Origin of the sequence: Facivitalis istanbulensis, assembly GCF_040560405.1 — a bacterium.
Lineage (GTDB): Bacteria > Pseudomonadota > Alphaproteobacteria > Sphingomonadales > Sphingomonadaceae > Sphingomonas > Sphingomonas istanbulensis.
In genome coordinates, this window is sequence record NZ_JAVSCQ010000009.1 from 73832 (window position 1) to 94639 (window position 20808).

The following is a 20808-nucleotide window of genomic DNA, read 5'->3' on the forward strand; positions in this document are numbered from 1 at the left end:
CTAGGCGGTCAGGGCACGCTGCCGCTTGACCTCTCGCGCCTGCGCTAACCCGTGGTCATCCATCTGGCTGAGGAAGGCCTTGACCTGCGCGATGGTCTCCTCATCGGCGACGCTGGGATGCCCGGCATTGAAGGGTGGCGCCGGGTTATATTCGAGAATGAGTTGCGCATTCTTGGCGACCTGTTCACCCTGAAGCCGCGCCAACACCGTGAGGCCGAAATCCAGACCTGCCGTCACGCCGCCTCCGGTCAGTCGGTTGCGATCGATGACCACTCGATCGGGAACGACTTCGACATCGCCGGTCAGCCCCAGCATGTGGCGGGTCGCCCAATGCGTTGCAGCACGGTAGCCATCCAGAAGGCCGGCAGCGCCGAGAACCATGGCACCGTTACAGACCGACGTGACATAGCGGGCCTGTTCACCCTGCGCACGGACGAACTCGATGGTCTCGACATCAAGCATCAGGTCGAACGTCGCCATGCCGCCGGGCACGAAGAAGACATCCAACTGCTCGGGGCATGTTTCGAAGCAATGGGTGGCATGAATGACGATCGCGCTGTCCGTCGTGATCGGAGCGCCATCCCTCGACACCAGGAAAACATCGGCGAACATCGCCCACGCCTGATGGGGAGCAATGAAATCCAGTGCGGTCAGGCCATCATAAAGCAGGATCGCGATCCGCGGTCGCCCGGCCTCCAAGCCAACTTCCATGTCAATTACCTCCGTGGAACGACAATCCGAATCAGTACGACCGGTCGTACTTTTCTAGGCAGGATTCTTTGTTCTGCAATAAAAATCTATAATTCCTTGCCATTTCTGCGTCCGCAAGGCGGCTGGTAGGGCCACTCGCCATGCAAATAAGATGTTGCAAATAAGCACGATCGGTCGTATCCATTGCCCTATGAAAGGCAACACCACCAAACAGCGCTTGCTGCAGATCGGTCTGGATCAAATGAGTGTCCATGGAGTCGGGGGTGTAACCCTCGGGCAACTCGCGACGGCTTCGGGCATATCGAAAAGCGGGCTTTTTGCGCACTTCAAATCGAAGGAGCAGCTTCAGATCGAGGTACTTGAGAGCATGTCCGAGATGGCGTTCAACGTCATTTTCCAACCTGCCCTGCAAGCACCCGAGGGCCTTCGGCGTTTGCGGTCCGTGATGGAGCACTGGCTCGGCTGGTGGCGTCGCGCGGGTCTTACCGGTGGTTGTCCGATCGCCGGCGCACTGTTCGAGTTTGATGATGTCGAGGGTGAAGTTCGCGCTCGTGCCACGGCAATGGAACGACAATGGCGGCAGCAACTCGCAACCTATGTCCTTGAGGCCAAATGGCTCGGCCAGCTTGCGGAAGACACAGACGTGGACCAATTTGTTTGGGAACTGTGTGCCATCTATCTCGGCCATCATGTATCGAGCCGGTTCCTGAAATCTGCGGATGCCGATATGCGTGCCCGGCATGCGCTTGATGCCTTGATCGAACGACATTCGCCGCCGTCCCACCAGCCCGAGGCGGTCCAGCCATGAATGTTCACGCACCTGATGTGGCCGCGTTCCGGCGCTTGCGTCTGATGGCTTTGATCGAAGGCACGACGCTGGTCTGCCTGATTCTCGTGGCGGTTCCGTTGAAGCATTTGCTGCATATGCCGGTTGCCGTCAGCGTCATGGGGCCGATCCACGGCGTCGCCTTCGTCGCCTATGTCTGGGCCCTGATGGCCGCGGCCTCAAGCGACGCGTGGACGTCTCGCGAGACCATTCGCTTCGTCATTGGTGCGCTTGTCCCGTTCGGCAGCTTCGTCAACGAGCGCTGGCTGAAAAGACGGGAGCGGGCGATGGCCGACGGTGTCGCGCGCTGATGCTCTATCTTTGGCTGAAGGCCGCACACGTCGCGTCCGTCCTCATCTTCATCGGTGGGTTGATGGCGCAGACTCTCGCCGTGGCGACGCTCTGGGAGGGGGCTTCCAATCTGCACAGAGCCATCGAACGCTGGGACCAGCGGGTCACGACACCTGCGATGCTATCAACATGGCTGTTCGGAATATTGCTTGCCGTGAAGGGCGCCTTCTTCACCAGTGGCTGGCTTGCCGTGAAGCTGGCGATCGTCGTCTTCCTGAGCGGCATGCACGGCATCCAGTCGGGCCGCCTTCGGCGAGCGTTGAGGGACCGATCGGTGAGGGCAAAGCGCATTTACCTTTCTACGCCCGCTATCGTGGCCTTCGGTGCGCTCGCTATCGCGGTGTTAGCGGTCATCAAGCCGTTTTGAGAACAGAGTTATCATAGCGTTGAGCAGCCCCCTTCTGAGTAGCCCATCGACTATGACAGTCTGGACCTAGGAAGGGACGACGAATGCCCACTCTAATTGGGGAGTGTCAGGAATTTCGTGTGCGGGCGGGCGGATGAACATTACACCGGCATGGCCCTGATGAAGCGTTCGCCGAAGATGACGGCGAACTGGGCCTTTGCCATGGCGAATGGTTCAGCTTTCGCGTCATCGACAGATTTCTCTGTGTAAGGCAGCTGCCGGGCGGACCGATCCGCAAATTGTCGGATTGGGAACAACTCGACGTCGGAAGGTCGATCCTATGGCATCCTGAGCCGGATGACGGGGCGATCAGTCTGGCAGAGGGGCGCGCTGCCCGCCTGCGAAAGCAGGGCAGAGGGCGCTTTGACGTTCAACATCGCGACGATGGAACGTTGTGGGTCATCCGGACTGAACCGCTGCAAAGCGACATTGCGATGGAGTGCCAGTGATGCCGGCGCAGGTGGAGGCGGTCACGGCGCGCTGGCGAGCGCCTTACCTTCGCAGCATGCTGGACTTGCAAGTCGGTGGTTCAGTCGACCTACGCCCAGATGAGGGCGACACGCTGAAGGCGCTCTGGGAGCGGGTGAAAAGGCAGTCCGCAAGATACCGGCTAGCCGGATACCATTTCCACCTTCACAAGCGAACCGATTACATTTTCGTGCAGCGGGTTGAGTCCGAAGAACGCAGAAAGCTGGCACCATTCCTCCGGCTTGCAGTCGGAGATAAAATGCGCTGCACCGAGCCGTTCGAAACAGATCGACAACAGAAAAATCTCCGCCGCAGGCTTTTATACCTCTGGGAGAAGGGTCCTTTCATTTGGGTGGAGCGCCATACCGATGGACTTTTGTATTATCGCTGCATTGACCGCCGGGATAATAGAGCAGCACTTTGGTATGACCAGCCATCGGATGACGGTTCGGTTTCACGAGGGGCGAGGCTTGTTTGTTGTCCGTTCGAGCTAAGGTGCTTCCAAGCAGAGTTTGAGCGGGCCAAGGCCGCTATCCTCGCCAGCCGTGCCGCCGCTGCCGCCGACGTTTCAGGTATTATATCCGCATAATACACGTGGGTACTTTTCCCACTCTAATATTTTTTCTACAATAAGCGATTGATTTTATTGTAGAAAATCTTTTCTGTGACCGCCAGCGCCGAGGCATAGGCCGTCAAAAACATATCCTTTTGATTTTGCAGGATTTTTTGGCAATTTTAACGCAGAAAAAATTCTGTGAACTATCGGTATCTATCGACCGTTTCGCGGTGAGACCTAGACCTCACACCGCGAATCTTTTGCTCCCGATAAAGTACCGTCAAAACCGGCGAAATCAATACACCCGCCTCGATTCTATATCGCTGCGATGGCGGGTTGGCCTTGCCGACTAAGGGGGCCGAGACGGACTAGACCTCTCTGGCTGCTGATACTAAACTGCAGTCTTCAGCCATCAGACTGCGAGGATTTGTATCAAGGCGAAGACCGCGGGTTTGCCAAATGCCACATTTGCTAACCGATGTGACGCTAACCGCTAAATTTTCAAACTGGCGCCACCATGAGCGAGCAAGGCGTGGGAAAGCTAAAGCAGCTTGAGCGCCTCCTCCCGGAAGGCGTGCTCGTTGATTCCGCGTGGTTCTCTGTGCGCGACTACTGTACCTCGCTACACACTCAATATGTCGGCTTGGGCCGGCTCGAACAGCCGGCACGCCGGGTCTATCGCCGCTCCCGCGGGCAGTTGAGTTAGCAGCAGGCTATTATCTCGCTCCAGACGCTTTTCAGCCATCGCCTTTTCGTTGGTGGCCGGACAGCTCTCGAACTGGAGGGTGTTGGCGGCAATCAGGTAGGTATCGCCAGCTATATCGAGCAATCGGGGTGGCTGGTGCCGGTCACCATACGTCTGATGCAGGCATGCATCGGACAAGCCCAGCAGTGTCTCTGACGATCCTGAGCGCCGGAGAACCACAGGAAACGGTGGCTTTTGGGAGACTTCTGGGATACCGTCATGCCGAGCTAATGATCGCCCGTGGCATCTAAAGCACATAATAGTATAGCGAGGCCGAATCGAAGAAAGGAGGCGAGCATGTCTACCAAGCATATTCTCGCGCTCCTCAACTCGCATATCGACGGAGATGAAGATCAGCTTCTGTCGATCGCCTTGCAGATTGCGGCACAGGAAGCCCGTCAAGGTCGGGCCGAGGATGCCGAAAAGCTGAAGCGCCTTGTCCAAAAGGCTAGAGATCAGCGTCATGTCGGAAAGCCCGCAGGCGGGCAGACACCGATCCCGCTAGCTCGGCCACGGGGTGAATTGCAAGGTCTTGTCGAGAGCGCCTATCCCAAGGTCACGTTGTCAAGCATGGTGCTGTCGGACGACATCGCCGCAAGGCTTGGGCGGATCGTTCGCCAGCAACAGGAACGCGCAACCTTGCGCGAACACGGCCAAACGCCGGCGACACACATGCTGCTCGTCGGTCTGCCTGGCACAGGTAAGACCATGACCGCCTCGGCGCTTGCCGGGGAATTGCGCCTGCCGCTCTTCACTGTGCGTCTCGAAGCGTTGTTCAGCCGCTTTTTTGGCGAGACCGCCGGCAAGATGCGACTTCTGTTTGATCAAATCGCGCAAACACGCGGTGTCTATCTACTCGACGAGTTCGACGCGATCGGCGCTCGCCGGGGCGACCCGAACGATGTCGGCGAGATCCGCCGGGTGTTGAACTCGGTCCTGGCCTTTATGGAAGAGCCAAACTCGACCGACAGCCTCGTGCTGGCGGCAACGAATCACGTCGAGATCTTGGATGAAGCGCTGGCGCGGCGCTTCGATGAGGTGATCGAATACACCCTGCCAGACGTCGCGGCCGCCCGCGCGATCGTTGAGCGCCGCCTTGGCAAATTCAAATTCGCCGCAAAGGCGTGGCCTGCACTCGAAACGTCGCTGGAGGGGCTCAGCCAGGGCGAATTGGTTCGTGCCGCAGATGCCGTCGTGAAGGACGCTATCCTTGAAGGGGCGTCGAAGGCCTCACCTGAAGCGCTACAAGGCGCTTTGGAGAACCGACAAACATTAAAGGGTAAGTTCCGTCGTCAATCCAGCCGTTAGGCAGGCTCCGCCAACGGATAGACTGGAACTCGAACAAACGAGCAAGGACTTATGGCGGAGCCAGATAATTTCGAAACGAGAAACCGTCAGCACATACCGATCGACGTTTTCCGTGAGACGGCAGCTTACACCTTCCCATCACGCAATCAGGAACGCAAACCGCTTCGCGGCGACTATGCTGCGCACGCCGCACGTTTGCTTGATCAACTCGCCGCTGCGCTCGGCGATGTTCCACTGCCAGCCGACGATCCTCGTCTCACCGTTCAGGGCCTGAAATCCGGCACGATCGTCGAGATCACGACACTGCCGCCAGCCGAGGACTCCCGGACCAAGGCGGTCAAGGTTCCAACAGCGCTCGAGTTTCCTACGCAGGACGTGGTGGTGCTCCGCTCCGAACGGAACGACGATCGCACGGAGAGCGCATTGCTGTTCGTGCCGGATGATGCGCGCGCCTTCTTGCAAGGCCGTATCAGTGAGTATGGTCTCGATCCGGGCAATCAACGACGTCCTGATGTCGAGCGCTTCGAGGTCGTCGAGGAGGTCCGGGCGATTGACACAGGATCATTGTTCACGGGCGCGATAGACTTGGCTGCGCCGGACATCGTTTGGTGGGAGTTGTGGGTTCGCCAGCCTGTCGCCTTGGCGGATCGCCTTGTTAACTCGGCGCGCAATGCGAATATCGATGTTCATGACGACCGCCTGATCTTCCCCGACACGACCGTCCTGTTTCTGCACGGCGCCGCCGCGACGGTTGCGCTCTTCGCGACGCGCGTACCGGGCGCGATCACCGAAATCAGGCGTGCGACAGGGACGATCGAACCCTTTCTCGATCGTGGAGAGATAGGGCTGGGTCAGCACGATTGGGTCGCCGAATTGTCCCAGAGGGTCTCGGCGCCCGCGCACGATGCCCCGGTGGTTTGCACGCTCGATACGGGCGTTGCTGCCGCCCACCCCCTGATCGCTCCCGGCCTGCGTGGTGCGTGGGCCTATGATGCTGCCTGGGGCGCCGACGATCATCAGCCGAACGGCGGTCACGGCACGCCGCTGACAGGCCTCGTCCTATATGGCGATCTCGAACCCTTGATGAACGACGCGCGTCCGGTCACGCTGACGCACGGCGCGGAATCCATGAAACTGTTGCCACCGCACGGATTCCCGCCGACCAAGCCGCCCAGCTATGGGGTCGTCACGCAAGGTGCGGTCAGTGCGGTCGAGATCGAACGGCCGGACGCGCTGCGCAGTTTCTGTATCGCGACCTCCGCGACGGACTTCCCGCCCAGCCGACCATCGACTTGGAGCGGTGCGCTGGATCAGATCATCGCCGGGGCGATGCCTGGCGAGGTTGATGACCAAGTTGCGGCATCCGAACGTCCCAAGCGCCTGATGGTCGTCGCCACCGGAAACGTATCCGGCGGAATGGCTGTGGACGTGCTGCCCTCTCATCCGTTGGAAGATCCGTCGCAAAGCTGGAACGCCCTCACCATCGGCGGTTTCACGCGCAAGGAGCAGCCGCCGGCGCCGCCTCCCGTGTTGCAGGCGGCGGTCCCCGCCAATCATCGCAGCCCGTTCAGCCGCGGTTCTCAGTCGCTTCCCGATGACCTGACCCCGATCAAGCCCGAGGTGCTGTTCGAGGCGGGCAACATGATGTCCGACGCCACGGGCTTCTGCGGCTGGGACCCGTCCGTGTCCCTTCTATCAGCGGGGTCAGATGTGGCGGGCGAGCCTTTGGTCCCGTTCTGGGCGACCAGCGCCGCCGCAGGCATGGCCGGCAATTTCGTCGGTCGGCTCCAAGCGGCTCGGCCCGACCTCTGGCCGGAAACGCATCGCGCGCTCATAGTCGACTCCGCGGGCTGGCCCGAGCCCATCCGAAAGAAGTTCATCGGCACAGGCGCGCACTGGAAAACGGGCAAGGACGCCACCAAAGCGAAGAAGCAGGCAATGCTTCGCGAGTTCGGATACGGCGTACCGGACATCGGCCGCGCGGTCCTCTCAGCGCGCAACGATGCTACGCTTGTTGCGCAGGCAGAGCTTCAGCCTTTTGCGATAGGCGCGGACGGCCGAACCGGCGTGTTCAATGAGATGCATTTCTATGATCTCCCTTGGCCCAAGACGGCGCTGGAGCAGCTCGAGAACGAGATCGTCACGATGAAGGTGACATTGTCCTATTTCATCGAGCCCAACCTAACCGGAAAAGCCGCCACCCGCCCGGACACCTATCGTTCCTTTGGTCTGCGCTTCGATATGAAGAAGCGCACCGAGACGAGCGCCCGATTCCGCAGCCGAATTTCCGCGAGCCAGGCGAAGGATGGCACGGAGGCCGACGGCGAGACGAGCTGCTGGCTGCTCGGACCAAAGGCGATCCAGGCGGGCTCCCTCCATTGCGATCTCTGGCGCGGACGAGCGATCGACCTCGCCGGGCACGATGCTATTGCCGTTTACCCCGTCGGAGGTTGGTGGAAGTCGCATGTTGGGCAGAAGCGCGTAGCCGACAAGGCGCGTTACGCGCTGGTCATCTCGATTTCCGCGCCCGGCCAGCAGGTAGATCTCTATTCGGAAATCACGACATTGGTTGATGCGAAGGAAATCGAAGTGTTGCTCGGTTGATCGGCTGGTTTCGGTGCGATTTGGCGGCGAAGTGTCGGGCTATAGCGGGCAGTCGGCGGAGCTGTCGGTCCGCGCCCAACGATTATGGGTTCATGCAAGATAATTTCCGGCCTGCAAAGTATCGGCTATTTCTTGCTGCTTGAAACCACATCACCATCAAGGCGCAGTATTTCATCGAAGCAAAAATGACAAATATCTAAGCCCAATCTCTGGCATTAGGCCCCATCATAGCTGCGGTCAATCAGTGGCTTGGCTTTGTCCAGCGTGGCGACATCAGTGATGATGATTTCGAGGTCGCCAGTGCCGAAGTGACCGATATTGCGCACGTCGCGGGTAAAACCCGGCTCAAGTTGTATGGTCGCCGGATCGATCTTGACGAAAACTTTAAGGTGCCTGATCTGCGGCTTGACCTCGACGCACGCAAAGTTCTTCAGGCGGCGGAAGGCGACATAGTTGTCTAGGGTCTTCAACTCGACATCATCGCCTAGCGCCAGCAGGTACGCCTTCGTTGCCTCGTAGAGATCGACAAGGTCCTGGTCAGCATCCGCGAGGTACTGCGTGACAGTTTTCTGGCGCGACCGAGGTCGCATCGCCGCAGGCTCGCCTTGGGTGTCAACGCTGGCGGAGATTTCGCGCGCGGGCCGCTCCGATGCCGAGGTCAGCAGTTCGAACAGCAAGAGTTCGTCACCAAAGCGGCGATAGCGAACCAGCGCAATATTTCGGTTCATCTGGTTGACCGCATGAGCATCGTATTTTGTGAAATCACCCGCGATGCAGATCAGCCGGGGCGTCGTCCAATCGACGGCCTTCGCCTCTTCGGCGCCGAAGCGCTCCAGAACAAGCCATTCGAAATCACGGCGGTGGTCCATCAGCCAGTCGAGGTAGAATAAGCCTTGGTTGATGACGTTCTCATTGCTGGCCCGTTTGTACTCGACGATCACAGGCGAACCATTCTCGTCGATGCCCAGCGAATCCATGCGTCCGCCGTTCGTCGTCGAAAACTCCGATGCAAGAAACCGCACACCGAGGAACGCTTCCATGTTGCGTTCAATAAGGGTCTGCAACGACTTCTCCAGCGCGACCGCGCTGCCGCGAAGCTCTGTGACCGAAGCACTGTCCGTGCGAAAGAGTTTTATATCGCTCATACAAAAATCACCAAATGAACTGGTGCCCCATTCTATCAAGTCTTCTTAGGCGATCCTCGTAGTCCGGCATGATCGTTTCCAACGACCGCCAAAATCGCCGTGAATGATTGTGCTCAAGAACGTGACAAGCCTCGTGTGCAATAACGTAGTCGACCAGCGGCATCGGAGCCATCACCAAGCGCCAGTTGAGGCGTATGCGCCCCCGTGAATCGCAGCTTCCCCAGCGTTTGGACTGGTCAACGACATTGACGGTCGGTGTTGGAATGCCAAGCGTCTCTGCGATCATTCGCGCGCGGGCAGGAAAATGCTGGATCGCATGCGCTCGATACCAGTGCCTGAGCCCGCTGCGGACAGCGGCGCGCTGAATGGATTCATGGCCATTCGGCAGCACCGGAGCAACAAGGGTGGAACCTCTCGCAGTAATCCGGGTCGTGACGGCGGTTTCGTCGGGAATGAGCTTCAGGCGATATTGGCGGCCGAGGTAGTCAAAGGTCTCGCCACTCACAAATTCCTTGGCGACCGGCTGCCCCCCCAGTTCGCGGTACGCCGCCTGTTTGCGAAGCAGCCAAGCTCCTTTCTTGCGAACGATGCCGAGGACGCGGTCATCGTCTAAGTCCGACGGCGCGAGGACGCGCACTCCGTCGAAACCAACAGATATCGCCACGGTTTTCCGACGCGCCGTCCGCTCGATTAGGAACGCAAACGTTTCGCCGCCAAAAATGATGGAATGCTGAGCCGCGTCCGTCATCCCGCATACCTCGCGCGGGCAACATCCATGATCTTTGCCGTCGTGGCTTCAACCTTGTGCGCATCCAATCCCAAGCTGCGCAATTGCTCCTTGATGGATCGGCGCATCTGTCGCTGGACGTCCTCCTTTTGATGCCAGTCGACAACCTCGGCATATTCCTCAAGCGCCCTGGTGATACCGGCAGCGCTCCGGGAGCGTTCAGGGTCTGGTAGGTCGGCGTCAATGAAGGGCAGGATGGCAGCAGCCGTTCCGGTAAGGCCGTCGCTTCTGCCCGCCGCGCCCGAGCGAATATCTGCGGCTCGCCCGACCATTGCTTCAAGCTGGGTCAAGGCGCTGGCAGCGGAGACGCGAGCTTCCCGCCTATCATTGACGATCCGCTCCAACTGTTCCCAAAGCGAGGCGTAAGCCGTCGGGTTCTCGTCGCGGTGGACGTGGATCTCCTGGCGAATGGCGTGCTCGATCTCGGCAGCCTTGGCAGCGCTCGACCTGAGGCTTTCCAGATGCGGACGGAAGGCGGGGTCGAGAATATCGAACTTCACCAACAACTGTTCGACACCCGTCACCGAGAGGTGGCTGGTGATAATCTCGCCCACCTTCGCGCCGTAGTCCTTCGGGTCAAATGGCTCCTCGTGATAGGCGCGGCGGGCGAGAACGCGGATGCGCGATAGCCACTTCAAGTCGGATGGATAGGGTTCTTCCAATGCCTTTGGGTCAGGCAAGACCATGTCCATGGCCTCGGCAAAGCGTAGGAAGTCGAGTTCGAATTTGGCGCGGATGTCGTCGGGGCGCAGCAGCTCGACGCACGTCGTATCGTCCTTGCGGCCAATACCTTCGAAGAGTCGAATGGCCGCTCGGTGCCGACTCTCCAGAAGCTGGACTTTCTCGGACAGTGGACGAAGCGCACTGGCTATGCCGTCTTCGTCCGAGAACATATCCAGGGCATCGGAAATGCGTCGATTGTCGCCCCAATAGTCAACGACCAACCCATAGGTCTTACCGTCAGCGGTCCGGTTCACGCGGGCGATGGCCTGCAAAAGCGTATGCTCTCGCAGAGGGGCATCGAGATACAGAACCTGCTCTACCGGTGCGTCAAAACCGGTGAGCAGCATATCGCACACGACCAAGATTTTCAGCGGATCGTCACGCTTCTTGAACCGGCCAATCATGGTGTCGCGGTCGCGTTTGGACAGGTGATGGGCTTGCAACCGGGCGCTGTCGTTGTTGGATGCAGACATGATCAGCGCGCATTCTGGCGCACCGAGCTGCCGCAAAGCTTCGACGTAGGTCACGGCGACGTCTCGGCTGACCGTCACTATTTGGGCTTTGAAACCATTCGGTTCGATCGTGCTTCGATAGTGCGCAAGGATATCTTTGGCGATGGCCTCAACACGAACTTGAGCTCCGGCAAGCTTCTCCTGAAGCCGCATGCCGCGCTTCAGTTTCTCAATCTCTTCGTTCGACAGTTCAGGGAACGTGGCCCGAATATCCCGTTCGAGATCGCGGCCGTCGATCCGTAGTTGTGCGTCGCGCATCTCGTAATAGATTGGGACGGTCGCTCCATCATTCACAGCCTGGTCGATCAGGTAGCGGTGCAGATAGTCGCCGAAGACCTCACGGGTGCTGCGGTCCTTTTTGTCGATGGGCGTGCCGGTAAAGGCGATCATGCAGGCATTGGGCAGTCCTGCCCGCATCCGAGCGGCAAGCGCACCATATTGCGTCCGGTGCGCTTCATCGACCATGACGAAGACGTTCCGCGCTTTGGAAATGACCGAAGAGCGTTTCGGCACGGCGCTGTGAAACTTGTGGACGGTGGTCAGAACTGTGGTTCCAGCGCCGCCCGATAGAGCGTTGCGCAGCGCGGCTCCGCTTTCGGCCTGGATGGGGTTGGCAAATCCTGAACGCTGGAATTGTCCGGTGATCTGGTCATCAAGGTCGGTTCTATCCGTAACGATGACAATCGTCGGATTTTCGGCTTCGGGAAGGCGGCGCAGTTTGGTCGCAAGAAACACCATCGTCAGCGACTTACCGGAGCCTTGGGTGTGGTGGATGACCCCGCCACGGCGTTGTGGGTTAGGTGCGGTCCGGATGCGCTCAATCGCCTTCCCGACGGCAACGAACTGCTGATAGCGCGCCAGCTTTTTGATGCGCCGTCCGTCGATAGTCTCGAACATCACGAAGTTGCGGATAAGATCGAGCAGATTGGCCGGGGCGAGAAGCCCGGCGAGCAAGATGTCTTGTCCGGTTGGCGTTCGACCCAATTGCGCCGCAAGCGCGTCGAGCGTGAGTGGATAGGGGTCTTTCCACTCAGCCCATTGCCTGGCAGGCGTGAGCGTCGTGCCATATTTCGCCACGTCGCGCGCAAGTGCGATGGAAATCTGCGCCGTTTCGAACAAGCGGGGTGCGCCAAGCCCGGCGAACTCATCCCGGCTTTCATAGCGGCGGAATTGGCGGATCGCCTCACCCATCGGGTCGGCCAGTGACGGCGATTTGCATTCGATGGCAGCGAGCGGGAGACCGTTCACGTAAACGACGATATCGGGAATGATGTCCTGACGCGCACCCTTGATGGCGACTTGCCGCGCGAACTCAAATGTGTTGGCGGATGGATCGTCGAAATCGAAGAATCGCACATTGCGGTCCTGTCGTCTGCCACCTTCAGTATGGGGGGCCGTCACGCCGTAGGTGAGAGCCGTATAGGCGCTCTCGTTGGCCTCCATGACATCGACGGCTGTAACGCGCGTTACAGCCGCAACAGCGCGGCGGACGCCGTCCTCGCCGAGCCACGGATTGAGGCGCGTCAGGCATTCCGCAACGCGCACCGTCAGAACCGGCTCGGTTGCCAGCCCGTCGCGCAATCGTCGTACGTCGTCTGGTGACAAGGGCTTATAATCGAACAGCACCCTCAGAAGGTCCGCCGCCGGCTCCTCTACCCATTCGCGCTCAAGCTGTTCACTGGTTTCGTTCATGCAGCTTGCCCGGCTTTGTCACGATGCCGCACAATGATGCTTTCCGGGAGGCGAATGCGCCCTGAGAGCAGTTCCTGAGCTAACGCATCCCGGTTTCCGACCAGCACCTTGCGGGTCTCACGCTCTTGCGCGATCCGCATGTCAAATGCTTCACCAACATCCGCAATCCTTTGTTGCTCGGTCGTCGGTGGCAGCAAGATCTGGAGCTTCTTGAAGACCGGCATATAAATGGTCTTGTGCGTACTGCCTTCCTGAAGGCGATCCCACTCGCGTTCCATGTGGCGGAAAACCTGAACGAGATAGGCCGGTACAAGAGTTGGCCCGCAGACCCAGTTCGCAAAATCCTGGCTGGTCGCCATAGGATACTTCATCCGCGAGGCCTTACCGACCGTTGCTGTCCGGGAGAACACCACGGTGTCCTTCGGCAGGACGCGCGCAGAGGAATTTGCGATTCCCTTAGCGGTGACGCATTCCGAGGTCCGGTCCACTTCGAGCGCATCAAGAGCCTCGGTGTCCGCTAGCGACAACCAAGGGATATCACCATTCCAGTAGTCTGGCTTATCTCGGCTTGGAGTGTGACCGCTTTCGAGCTTGGCTACCTTCGTCAGTGTCACGAGGTCCCAATCTGCCGGGATATGCGTGATCCCCTCGGCTACTCGTCCAAGCACCCAGCGTGACGGTAAGGGCTTTATCGGCGCTTTCTGGCCCCGAATGCCGCGCGTCAGCAACTCGCGCATAGTAGCGTGCTTGGCCTCGGCGAGCGCCGCAATTAGTGCCTCCGATCTGGCGATAGCTTCCTCAATCGCACCTAAAACTTCGGAAATCGCGCGCTGTTCGGCGAGGGGGGGAATGGCAAACTTAAAGGCAGCCAGATCGCTGAACAGGATCGATTTTCTGCGATTGACCCCCCCATTGCTGTAAGGATCAAAACGACCGCTCAATGCAAATCGCTTGAAGTTCCTAAAGGCGACATCCTTGTCGACATCTGTGGAGCTGAGCTCAAAGACGGTATACATTGGGCTTATAAGGCCCGCGTCATAGTTTTTGAGATAGTCTATAGAGCCTTCATCCAAGTGGATCGTTGCATAGGCGAATTGACCACGCCTTACGATCTTATAGTTCTCTGTGTTTTCGCTGTAGACGGACTTTGAGAAATATTCATTGGAGCGAACGAAGCCTCGATGCTTCGTCATGCTCAAGACCGGAATGTCAGCACTCGACCTATTCCTGCTCGAAATTTCGCGAGCGATTTGACCTATGCGGACCTCGCGCCACCCCTTCGGTACGTTACCCGACATAGCCCATCTCCTTGAGAAGGGCGTTCATGCGCGCGGCGGCTTCATCGCGTGCCTGCTCGGCGGCCCAAAGTTTGCCAAGCTCGGCTTTGACGTTGATCGGCTTCTCGGGCTCAAGTGTGTCGATGTAGCGGGAGATGTTGAGGTTAAAATCGTTCTCTTCGATCTCTTTCATGTCGACGATGCGGCAGAAGCGATCCTCATCCTTCCAAGCATTGAAGGCATTGACGATCCGCGTGATGTTGTTTTCGCCAAGAATGTTCTTTTTTGGCCGCTCCTCGAATTCCTTCGCGGCGTGAATGAACAGCACTTTGTCCTTGCGCTCAGGCGCTTTTGCCTTGTTGAGGATCAAAACGGTCGCCGGAATGCCGGTTCCTGCGAACAGGTTTTCCGGCAGGCCGATAATCGCTTCGAACAGATCGGCTTTCAGCATCGCTTCGCGAATACGGCCGTCGCCTGAGCCGCGGAACAGCACCCCATGCGGCATCACTACGCCGCAAACACCTTTAGTGTTGAGCGTGGCCACCATGTGCTGAACGAAGGCCAGATCGCCCATGTTCTTAGGAGGAATGCCGTAGATGAAGCGGTTATGCCCCTTCTTCTCGGTGTCGCCTGACACATCCTCGGCGCCCCAGCTATCCAGCGAAAAGGGCGGATTGGCGATCACGCGGTCATACAGGAAGAGGTTGCCGTCCTGATCGAGCAGGCGCGGATTGCGGATCGTATCGCCCTTTTCAATACGCGCATCGCGTAGCCCGTGCAGTAGTAGGTTCATCTTGGCGATAGCCCATGTGCCAAGGTTTTTTTCCTGCCCATGCAGTGTGATGTTGAGTGCTTCACCCAGTCTCTTGCCTTCAAGCTTCGCCACATGCTCCGCGACCTGAACCAGCATGCCGCCGGAGCCGCAGGTGGGATCGCTGATGCGCATGCCCGGCTTGGGATCCAGCAACTCCACAATCAGCCGCACGACATGATGGGGGGTATAGAACTCGCCACCCTTCTTGCCTGCATCATCTGCGAATTTGTCGATCAGATATTCATAGGCGCGACCAAGCATGTCCGGCTCGGAAAGCGAGGCGTTCGACAGGTCGATGCGTGAGAAGTGGTCGATCAGACGCGACAAAACGCCTTCGCGGTTCTTGGCGTCGCCAAGGCGTGATTCGGAATTGAAGTCGATATTGGCCAGTACGCCTTCAATCGAGGGATTGGCGTCCTCAATCGCGGCGCATGCCTTGTTGAGGTGATCGCCAATGCCCGTCGTCAGCTTTTTGATCGACGACCAGCGCGCGCGCTCAACCAGAAAGAATTCATGCTCGTCCGGGTCGCTGTAGGCGACATCCTCCGGCAGACCCTGACGCATGGCCTCCTTGGCTTCTTCTTCAAAGCGATCAGACAGCCGCTTCAGGAACAGAAAGCCAAAGATGTAGATCTTGTAATCGGAACTATCGATGGAGCCGCGCAGGATGTCGGCGGATTTCCAAAGATGATTTTCCAGTTCGGTGCGTGTAAGCTTGGCCATATTTTCCTCAATTGTTCTGGTTGTCGCCAAACAGGCGAGCGTCAATCAGACGCCGCGCGAGTGAGCGGCGGATTTCGGCAGCCTCCAGGGCGGTGCGGTAGGCGAGTTGCGCGTCCTTAACGAGGGCGGCGATGCGCTCCTGTTCGTTCCGAGACGGCAGTTTGATTTCGAGCTTGGCAAGGTCTTTTGGCGACAGGGACAGCAACGTCGTCGCCCCTCTCCGCAGAACCTCGATCTTTGGGCGAAACACATCGCTGGACAGGATTGCAAACAGCGCGCCGCCCGCCACATCGGGGCCGGGTCGCACAACAATGATGTTTGCGCTGACGATAGCCCCTACTGTCTCATCCCCCACAAGGCCGAATTTCAGGAGCGTACCGCGCCCCGTGACGAGCACGTCATCGACCTGCACCGCATAGGTCGCCGCTTTGGAGGGAGACGAAAAGCCTACTGTGTCCAGCGCTTCTCGCGCGGCTACAGCGCCATCTTGGAGGTCACGTACGCCGATAACCGGCAGCCGTTCGCCAGGGCGAACCACCGTTTCCTCGCGCGACACGCCAACGCCTGCAAAGACCTCCGCAACATCCAGAAGGCGGGCGGCGGAGCGACCGACGGCGACTGTTTTCACTCGTTTTGTCATACGCGATCTATAGCCGTAGCGCACTACGCCGTCAAGAGAATACAAAACCGTAACTAGCTACGGCATAAAATTACGTGTTTTGTTGTTGACAGCCAAGCGAATCGCGCTCATAAAGGCGACGTCAGGCTAGAGTCTGGCGTTGGAAACATAGGAGAAATGCATGGCATCACGGGCGAAGCCCAGTGGCCTCACAATTACGGAGCGCGATGCGGCGCTCATTCGCGGAATGATCAAGCGGGGCGACCGCCATCACGATATCGCAGCGTTCTTCGGCCTCAATCAGGGCCGGATCGCTGAAGTAAAGGATGGGACGCGGTTTCCTGAAGTTCCGCCGGTGAGTCCAGACGAACTTCCGCCGAGGGGGCCGTATCTCACCCCGAAGGCAAAATGGATGGAAAACCGACTGGTCTCGTAAACCAGCCGATTTCCGAATACCTGGGCCGAAGCCCGCTAGGCATGCTTGAACACCATTACCCTAGCTGGCCCATCCTCAGAAATCAATGACCCGGCGCTTCGGACGGGTCTCATTTTCGGCCCAAGGAGGGCCAGCTACATGTTTGAAATCCTCCGCGCGAACGCAGGCGGGTACTTCTGGCGCCTTAAGGGTGCCAACGGCGAAACCCTGTGCCACTCCGAGGTCTACACCTCCAAGCAGTCTGCACAGGCGGGCGTCGATGCAGCGAAGAGGGTTGCCCCGCTCGCCCAGGTCCACGACCGGACCTAACGTACTTAACTTGAGTTTGAATGAGCCCCGTAGTGAACGCTGCGGGGCTCCTTTTCCTGCACGGCCCCTCAAGCTAAATCTGATTGCCCGGCATGCGGCGGCTTGGCCCTTGCAGCTGCTCACCCCTGGATTTCCCACGCCCCGCTTTCAAACGCATCTCAACGATCCGTCGTGATTCGGAACGCCAATACCTCTCAAATACTCATATTTGAATGATAATAATAGGTTAATCGTCATATATGAATTAGACTCTGCGGGCTGTTTCCATCTCGTCGCCGACGAAAGCAGCCTCATAATCGCGTGCGAACCCGCCAGAGACGCCAACCTGCCTGAAGGCTTCCCGCCATCCGTCCGAAATGCGCTGCGCCATGGTTCGGATGATCTCCCGTGCCTCGGCCTCGGGAATCTCGAAAAACTCGCAGGCTTCAAGTGCGAGCCTGATTGATCGATCATGGGATCCACCCTCGAGGATCGCGGTCTCAAGATGCGGGTTGCGGTCCGGTGACGGGTTCACGTCGAATACCGGCGACAAGCGCCACTGACCCGCCCCCACATAGAGGAAGCCGTGGTTCTTCAGGTGATCGTCCTTGTTGGACACGAGGATCGTGAAAATCAGACGCCGGTAGAGTTCGCGGAAGTCGTCAGAGGGATCAGATGAATAAGCCCGCATGAAATCGACGATCTCCGTGTAGGAGCCCAGTTCCACCCCCGTCTTGCCGAGCGCAGTGCGCGCGGAGATGTACGGAATCCGTGCGGACCCACGCCGGTCGAACCGCTGGATCAGAGCAACTGGAAACGGTGTGTCCGCCAACTCCAACCGGGCCTCGGGTGTGCGGATACCACAGGCTGCCGCCAGGCGGAGGGTCGCGACCTCAACGCGCTCGATCGGCTGTTGATCGTGCACCGAGGTGAACTTCGCCAGCCACAGCGCATCGCCGTCCCTGACATTGGCTTTGGGGCGAGCGCCGCCGGAGCCGCCTGCGCCGGCCAGCGCTTGCATCTCCTCGGGCGAGATTTCCTTGCCCTGCTCATAGGCGCGCGCGATCGCCGTGATGGTTTCGAGATCGACCAGACGCGGAACGGCGTCGGCTGCCTTGCCGCGAATGATCTCGCCCTCGTCGTCCAGAAAGCGCAACGCGCCCTGCCGGCAGGTATCGTCGGAAAGCGTCAGATACTCGAATTCATTGAGACCATTGCCATAAGCGCGTTCGAGCAACCTGCGCCCCCAACTGTCCGGCGCCGCATCGGCGAAAACGCCCGCCAATGCGTCGCGCATGTTTCCGGGCTGTCCCGAAGTGTGGAACGGGCCGGCCTCAAGAGGGAAATCGGGCTGTATGGCGAAGGCACGCGGATTTTCAATCCATTTGGCGCCATAGGCGAAGGTCGAGAATTGCCGCGGCCCGGCATGGGTGAAACGCAACTGCCCCACCGTTGTCCGGCCTTCGCCAAGCGCGACATGGGCGAAGAGATCGGCCATCAGAAGGAGGCCCCGTCAGGGTCCACAACGTCCTGTCGATCCTGCGTCTCCTCCGTCTGAGCCTTCTGTTTTTTCAGCCTTGTCGCGAAGGAACGGCCCCTGCGCGGTCCGTGCTCCGCTGCCAGCGCCAGCCCCAGATCGTCCTTGCGGATATCGACCAGGTCAGCGAGCCGCTCCAGAAGGCCGAGTACAACGAGAACGTCGGCAAGCGTTCCGATGGCAACGCCGGGATCGCCTCGTTCAAGGCGGGCGATGGAACTCGGCGAGGTTCCCGCACGCACAGCGAGATCCGCCACGGCGATGCCACGCCGCAGACGCGCGTTGCGGATATCCTGGCCCAGCCGTTCCAATGCTGGTTTCGCCTTGGGGGAACTCATCTCAATCATCCATATTTGATGGAATTTAGCTTTCAATAAGTCATATATGACTAATTACTGACCTGGTCAAGAATTCCAGCCCGTGCCCTCCCCGCAGCGTGGGCATTTCGTTTCGGCATTTGGGGAAATCATATTCCTGATCCCTTAGCCATTGGCGGCCAGCAGCGCGAGATAGGACCGAATGACCGTCGCGACTGCTCCTCGCTGGCCTGGATGGCAATCTCGCTTGGCTCGCGTGGCCTGCGCTGGCGCAAAGCGTCCTGAAGGCCTTCGATCGCCACGGACAGGCCAATCTCGTTCCAATATCCGGGGGAGCCTGTACCAGCCAGCAATGGAGATGTGAGTCAGTCCCGTTAATCGCCATGATGCCTTTGCCGAGGGGGAAAGCCTTCCCCCTGGCCGGCGCCGAAGTCGCCGGCACACACCCTTCTGCGGGGAGACCCCGCAACGCCCCCTTGTCAGGCTATCATCCGACGCGATCTTCAGGGCGTGAGATGCCCGAGAAAGAGAAGGCGCCCGAATGCGATTCCTGTTTCCGCATAGTCATGCCTTTCGGAAAGGCCGCGTCACCGTCGACGACGACGGAAAGGCCGCGCCCGACTGTCTGGTCGAGTTCGGCGATGGCGTCACCGTCATCGCGGAGTGGCATGCTGAAGGCGATTCCATCCGTCTCACCGTTCCAGATTATCGCACCGCACGCGGCACGCTGGTCACGGCGCGGACCTGGCGGCTCGCGAAGGGCAAGGACGGCAACTGGCGCTCGGAGCGCGTGTCCTAATCGCGCGCAAGGATCGACTCGGCCGGGCGGAGCCGATCACGGCGTTGCCCGACCAGACGATGCAGTGCCTGATCTCATAGAGTGAGAGTGCGGGCTGGTTTTGCCGTGACGGGTAGAGAGCTGGAGGAGAGGCTTCCGGCGCCCGTCGCGGAGAACCGCGATGTCCAGACATGACCGCACCCCTCGCACCGGCACTGAGCGGGCGAACCTCTATGACGAAATCACCGACAAGATCATCACCGAACTGGAAGCCGGCCGCGTGCCATGGGTGCAGCCCTGGGGCAGCGCGGCGGCCAAGGCTCCCCTTGGTCTGCCGCGTAATGCCGCGACCTCGCGCTGCTACAGCGGCATCAATGTCCTGATCCTCTGGGGCGCCGTCATAGACCACGGCTTCGCCGGCCAAGGCTGGCTCACCTTCCGCCAGGCGCTGTCGCTCGGCGGCCATGTCCGCAAGGGCGAGCGCGGCACCACCGTCGTCTATGCCGACCGCTTCACGCCGGAGGACGAGAAGCGCCGCGCCTTCGAGGCCGGCGAGGAAGCCCATGCGATCCCGTTCCTGAAGCGCTTCACGGTGTTCAACACGGCGCAATGCGACGACCTGCCCGAAGACATCGAGGCGTCCGCGCCGCCGCCGCCGCCCGGCATGATCGAGCCCCAGGTCGAGGGGCTCATCAAGGCGACCGGCATCGATTTCCGCATAGGCGGCAACCGGGCGTTCTACGTGCCGTCGCTCGACTATGTGCAGGTGCCGCCGCCGGCTGCCTATTTCGAGCCGATCAACTGGCACCGGACGGCGCTGCACGAACTCGGTCACGCCAGCGGTGCAGCACACCGGTTGAATCGGAACCTCTCCGGCTCCTTCGGCTCGAAGCTCTATTCGGTCGAGGAAATCACGGCCGAGCTGATCTCGGCCTTTTGCTGCGCCTCGCTCGGCATCGTGCCGACCGTGCGCCATGCCGACTATATCGGTTCGTGGCTGGAGGTGCTGCGCGAGGACAATCGCGCGATCGTCCGCGCCGCCTCGCAGGCGAGCAAGGCGGCGGACTGGCTTCTGTCCTTCGGGCCGGACGCCGACAGCCTGCCCGACGCCGACGATATGCGGAGGGCCGCGTGACCTGCGCGATCCGGCGAACCGAAGTGCGTGGCGCTGCCCTTCAGAGGAAG

General features: G+C 59.5%; 20 protein-coding genes. 10 read left to right on the plus strand and 10 right to left on the minus strand.

The features are described 5' to 3' along the window. Positions 1–711 carry a DJ-1/PfpI family protein gene (locus RN629_RS07930; RefSeq protein WP_407034732.1) on the minus strand — a complete coding sequence of 237 codons (711 nt, stop codon included), beginning with the start codon at positions 709–711 and terminating at the stop codon, positions 1–3. Positions 712–901: 190 nt separating this feature from the next. On the opposite strand from RN629_RS07930, the gene RN629_RS07935 reads away from it, so the two are divergent. The 4 genes from RN629_RS07935 to RN629_RS07950 all read left to right on the plus strand — a co-directional run bounded on the left by RN629_RS07935 (position 902) and on the right by RN629_RS07950 (position 3351). After that, positions 902–1519, plus strand: a complete 618-nt coding sequence (locus RN629_RS07935; RefSeq protein WP_407034733.1) for a TetR/AcrR family transcriptional regulator — start codon at positions 902–904, stop codon at positions 1517–1519. After that, positions 1516–1848 carry a DUF3817 domain-containing protein gene (locus RN629_RS07940; RefSeq protein WP_407034734.1) on the plus strand — a complete coding sequence of 111 codons (333 nt, stop codon included), beginning with the start codon at positions 1516–1518 and terminating at the stop codon, positions 1846–1848. The genes RN629_RS07935 and RN629_RS07940 overlap by 4 nt, the downstream gene beginning before the upstream one ends. Then, complete coding sequence (locus RN629_RS07945; protein ID WP_407034735.1) at positions 1848–2255, plus strand: CopD family protein; 408 nt, start codon at positions 1848–1850, stop codon at positions 2253–2255. Before RN629_RS07940 ends, RN629_RS07945 begins: the two co-directional genes overlap by 1 nt. Positions 2256–2742: 487 nt before the next feature. Continuing rightward, positions 2743–3351: a hypothetical protein gene (locus RN629_RS07950; protein ID WP_407034736.1), complete on the plus strand. Its 609-nt coding sequence runs from the start codon at positions 2743–2745 to the stop codon at positions 3349–3351. A 589-nt stretch (positions 3352–3940) separates the two neighbouring features. On the opposite strand, the gene RN629_RS07955 is transcribed toward RN629_RS07950, so the two are convergent. Next, positions 3941–4147, minus strand: coding sequence for a hypothetical protein (locus RN629_RS07955; RefSeq protein ID WP_407034737.1), 207 nt, complete (start codon positions 4145–4147; stop codon positions 3941–3943). 213 nt (positions 4148–4360) lie between these two features. Between RN629_RS07955 and RN629_RS07960 the strand changes: the two genes are divergently transcribed. Further along, the gene (locus RN629_RS07960; protein WP_407034738.1) at positions 4361–5371 is read left to right on the plus strand and encodes an AAA family ATPase; all 1011 of its coding nucleotides are present in this window, start codon (positions 4361–4363) and stop codon (positions 5369–5371) included. 51 nt (positions 5372–5422) lie between these two features. Beyond that, positions 5423–7975, plus strand: coding sequence for a S8 family peptidase (locus RN629_RS07965; protein WP_407034739.1), 2553 nt, complete (start codon positions 5423–5425; stop codon positions 7973–7975). A 215-nt stretch (positions 7976–8190) separates the two neighbouring features. Here the strand turns inward: RN629_RS07965 and RN629_RS07970 are convergent, their stop codons facing one another. The 6 genes from RN629_RS07970 to RN629_RS07995 form a co-directional block, all read right to left on the minus strand. Next, positions 8191–9120: a DUF5655 domain-containing protein gene (locus RN629_RS07970; RefSeq protein WP_407034740.1), complete on the minus strand. Its 930-nt coding sequence runs from the start codon at positions 9118–9120 to the stop codon at positions 8191–8193. A 7-nt stretch (positions 9121–9127) separates the two neighbouring features. Continuing rightward, positions 9128–9868, minus strand: coding sequence for a M48 family metallopeptidase (locus RN629_RS07975; protein ID WP_407034741.1), 741 nt, complete (start codon positions 9866–9868; stop codon positions 9128–9130). Beyond that, positions 9865–12834 (minus strand): type I restriction endonuclease subunit R, encoded by a 2970-nt coding sequence (locus RN629_RS07980; protein WP_407034742.1) that lies wholly within the window; start codon positions 12832–12834, stop codon positions 9865–9867. The genes RN629_RS07975 and RN629_RS07980 overlap by 4 nt, the downstream gene beginning before the upstream one ends. Continuing rightward, entirely contained in the window at positions 12831–14027 is a 1197-nt protein-coding gene (locus RN629_RS07985; RefSeq protein WP_407034743.1) for a restriction endonuclease subunit S, read from the minus strand. The genes RN629_RS07980 and RN629_RS07985 overlap by 4 nt, the downstream gene beginning before the upstream one ends. 94 nt (positions 14028–14121) lie before the next feature. Next, positions 14122–15648, minus strand: a complete 1527-nt coding sequence (locus RN629_RS07990; RefSeq protein ID WP_407034744.1) for a type I restriction-modification system subunit M — start codon at positions 15646–15648, stop codon at positions 14122–14124. 7 nt (positions 15649–15655) lie between these two features. Further along, positions 15656–16288, minus strand: coding sequence for a restriction endonuclease subunit S (locus RN629_RS07995; RefSeq protein WP_407034745.1), 633 nt, complete (start codon positions 16286–16288; stop codon positions 15656–15658). A gap of 160 nt (positions 16289–16448) precedes the next feature. Here RN629_RS07995 and RN629_RS08000 point away from each other — a divergent pair, with 160 nt between their 5' ends. Both RN629_RS08000 and RN629_RS08005 read left to right on the plus strand, forming a co-directional pair. Further along, positions 16449–16703 carry a hypothetical protein gene (locus tag RN629_RS08000; RefSeq protein ID WP_219511536.1) on the plus strand — a complete coding sequence of 85 codons (255 nt, stop codon included), beginning with the start codon at positions 16449–16451 and terminating at the stop codon, positions 16701–16703. Positions 16704–16841: 138 nt separating this feature from the next. Beyond that, positions 16842–17012 (plus strand): YegP family protein, encoded by a 171-nt coding sequence (locus RN629_RS08005; protein WP_082143912.1) that lies wholly within the window; start codon positions 16842–16844, stop codon positions 17010–17012. A gap of 244 nt (positions 17013–17256) precedes the next feature. Here the strand turns inward: RN629_RS08005 and RN629_RS08010 are convergent, their stop codons facing one another. Both RN629_RS08010 and RN629_RS08015 read right to left on the minus strand, forming a co-directional pair. Continuing rightward, on the minus strand, positions 17257–18489 hold the full coding sequence (locus RN629_RS08010) for a type II toxin-antitoxin system HipA family toxin (protein WP_407034746.1): 1233 nt from the start codon (positions 18487–18489) through the stop codon (positions 17257–17259). Next, the gene (locus RN629_RS08015; RefSeq protein ID WP_407034747.1) at positions 18489–18866 is read right to left on the minus strand and encodes a helix-turn-helix domain-containing protein; all 378 of its coding nucleotides are present in this window, start codon (positions 18864–18866) and stop codon (positions 18489–18491) included. The genes RN629_RS08010 and RN629_RS08015 overlap by 1 nt, the downstream gene beginning before the upstream one ends. 520 nt (positions 18867–19386) lie before the next feature. Here RN629_RS08015 and RN629_RS08020 point away from each other — a divergent pair. Together RN629_RS08020 and RN629_RS08025 are read left to right on the plus strand one after the other, a co-directional pair. Further along, a complete protein-coding gene (locus RN629_RS08020) occupies positions 19387–19644 on the plus strand; it encodes a hypothetical protein (protein ID WP_407034748.1) in 258 nt (85 codons plus the stop codon). 160 nt (positions 19645–19804) lie between these two features. Further along, positions 19805–20758 (plus strand): ArdC family protein, encoded by a 954-nt coding sequence (locus RN629_RS08025; protein ID WP_407034749.1) that lies wholly within the window; start codon positions 19805–19807, stop codon positions 20756–20758. The last annotated feature ends 50 nt before the right edge of the window (positions 20759–20808 follow it).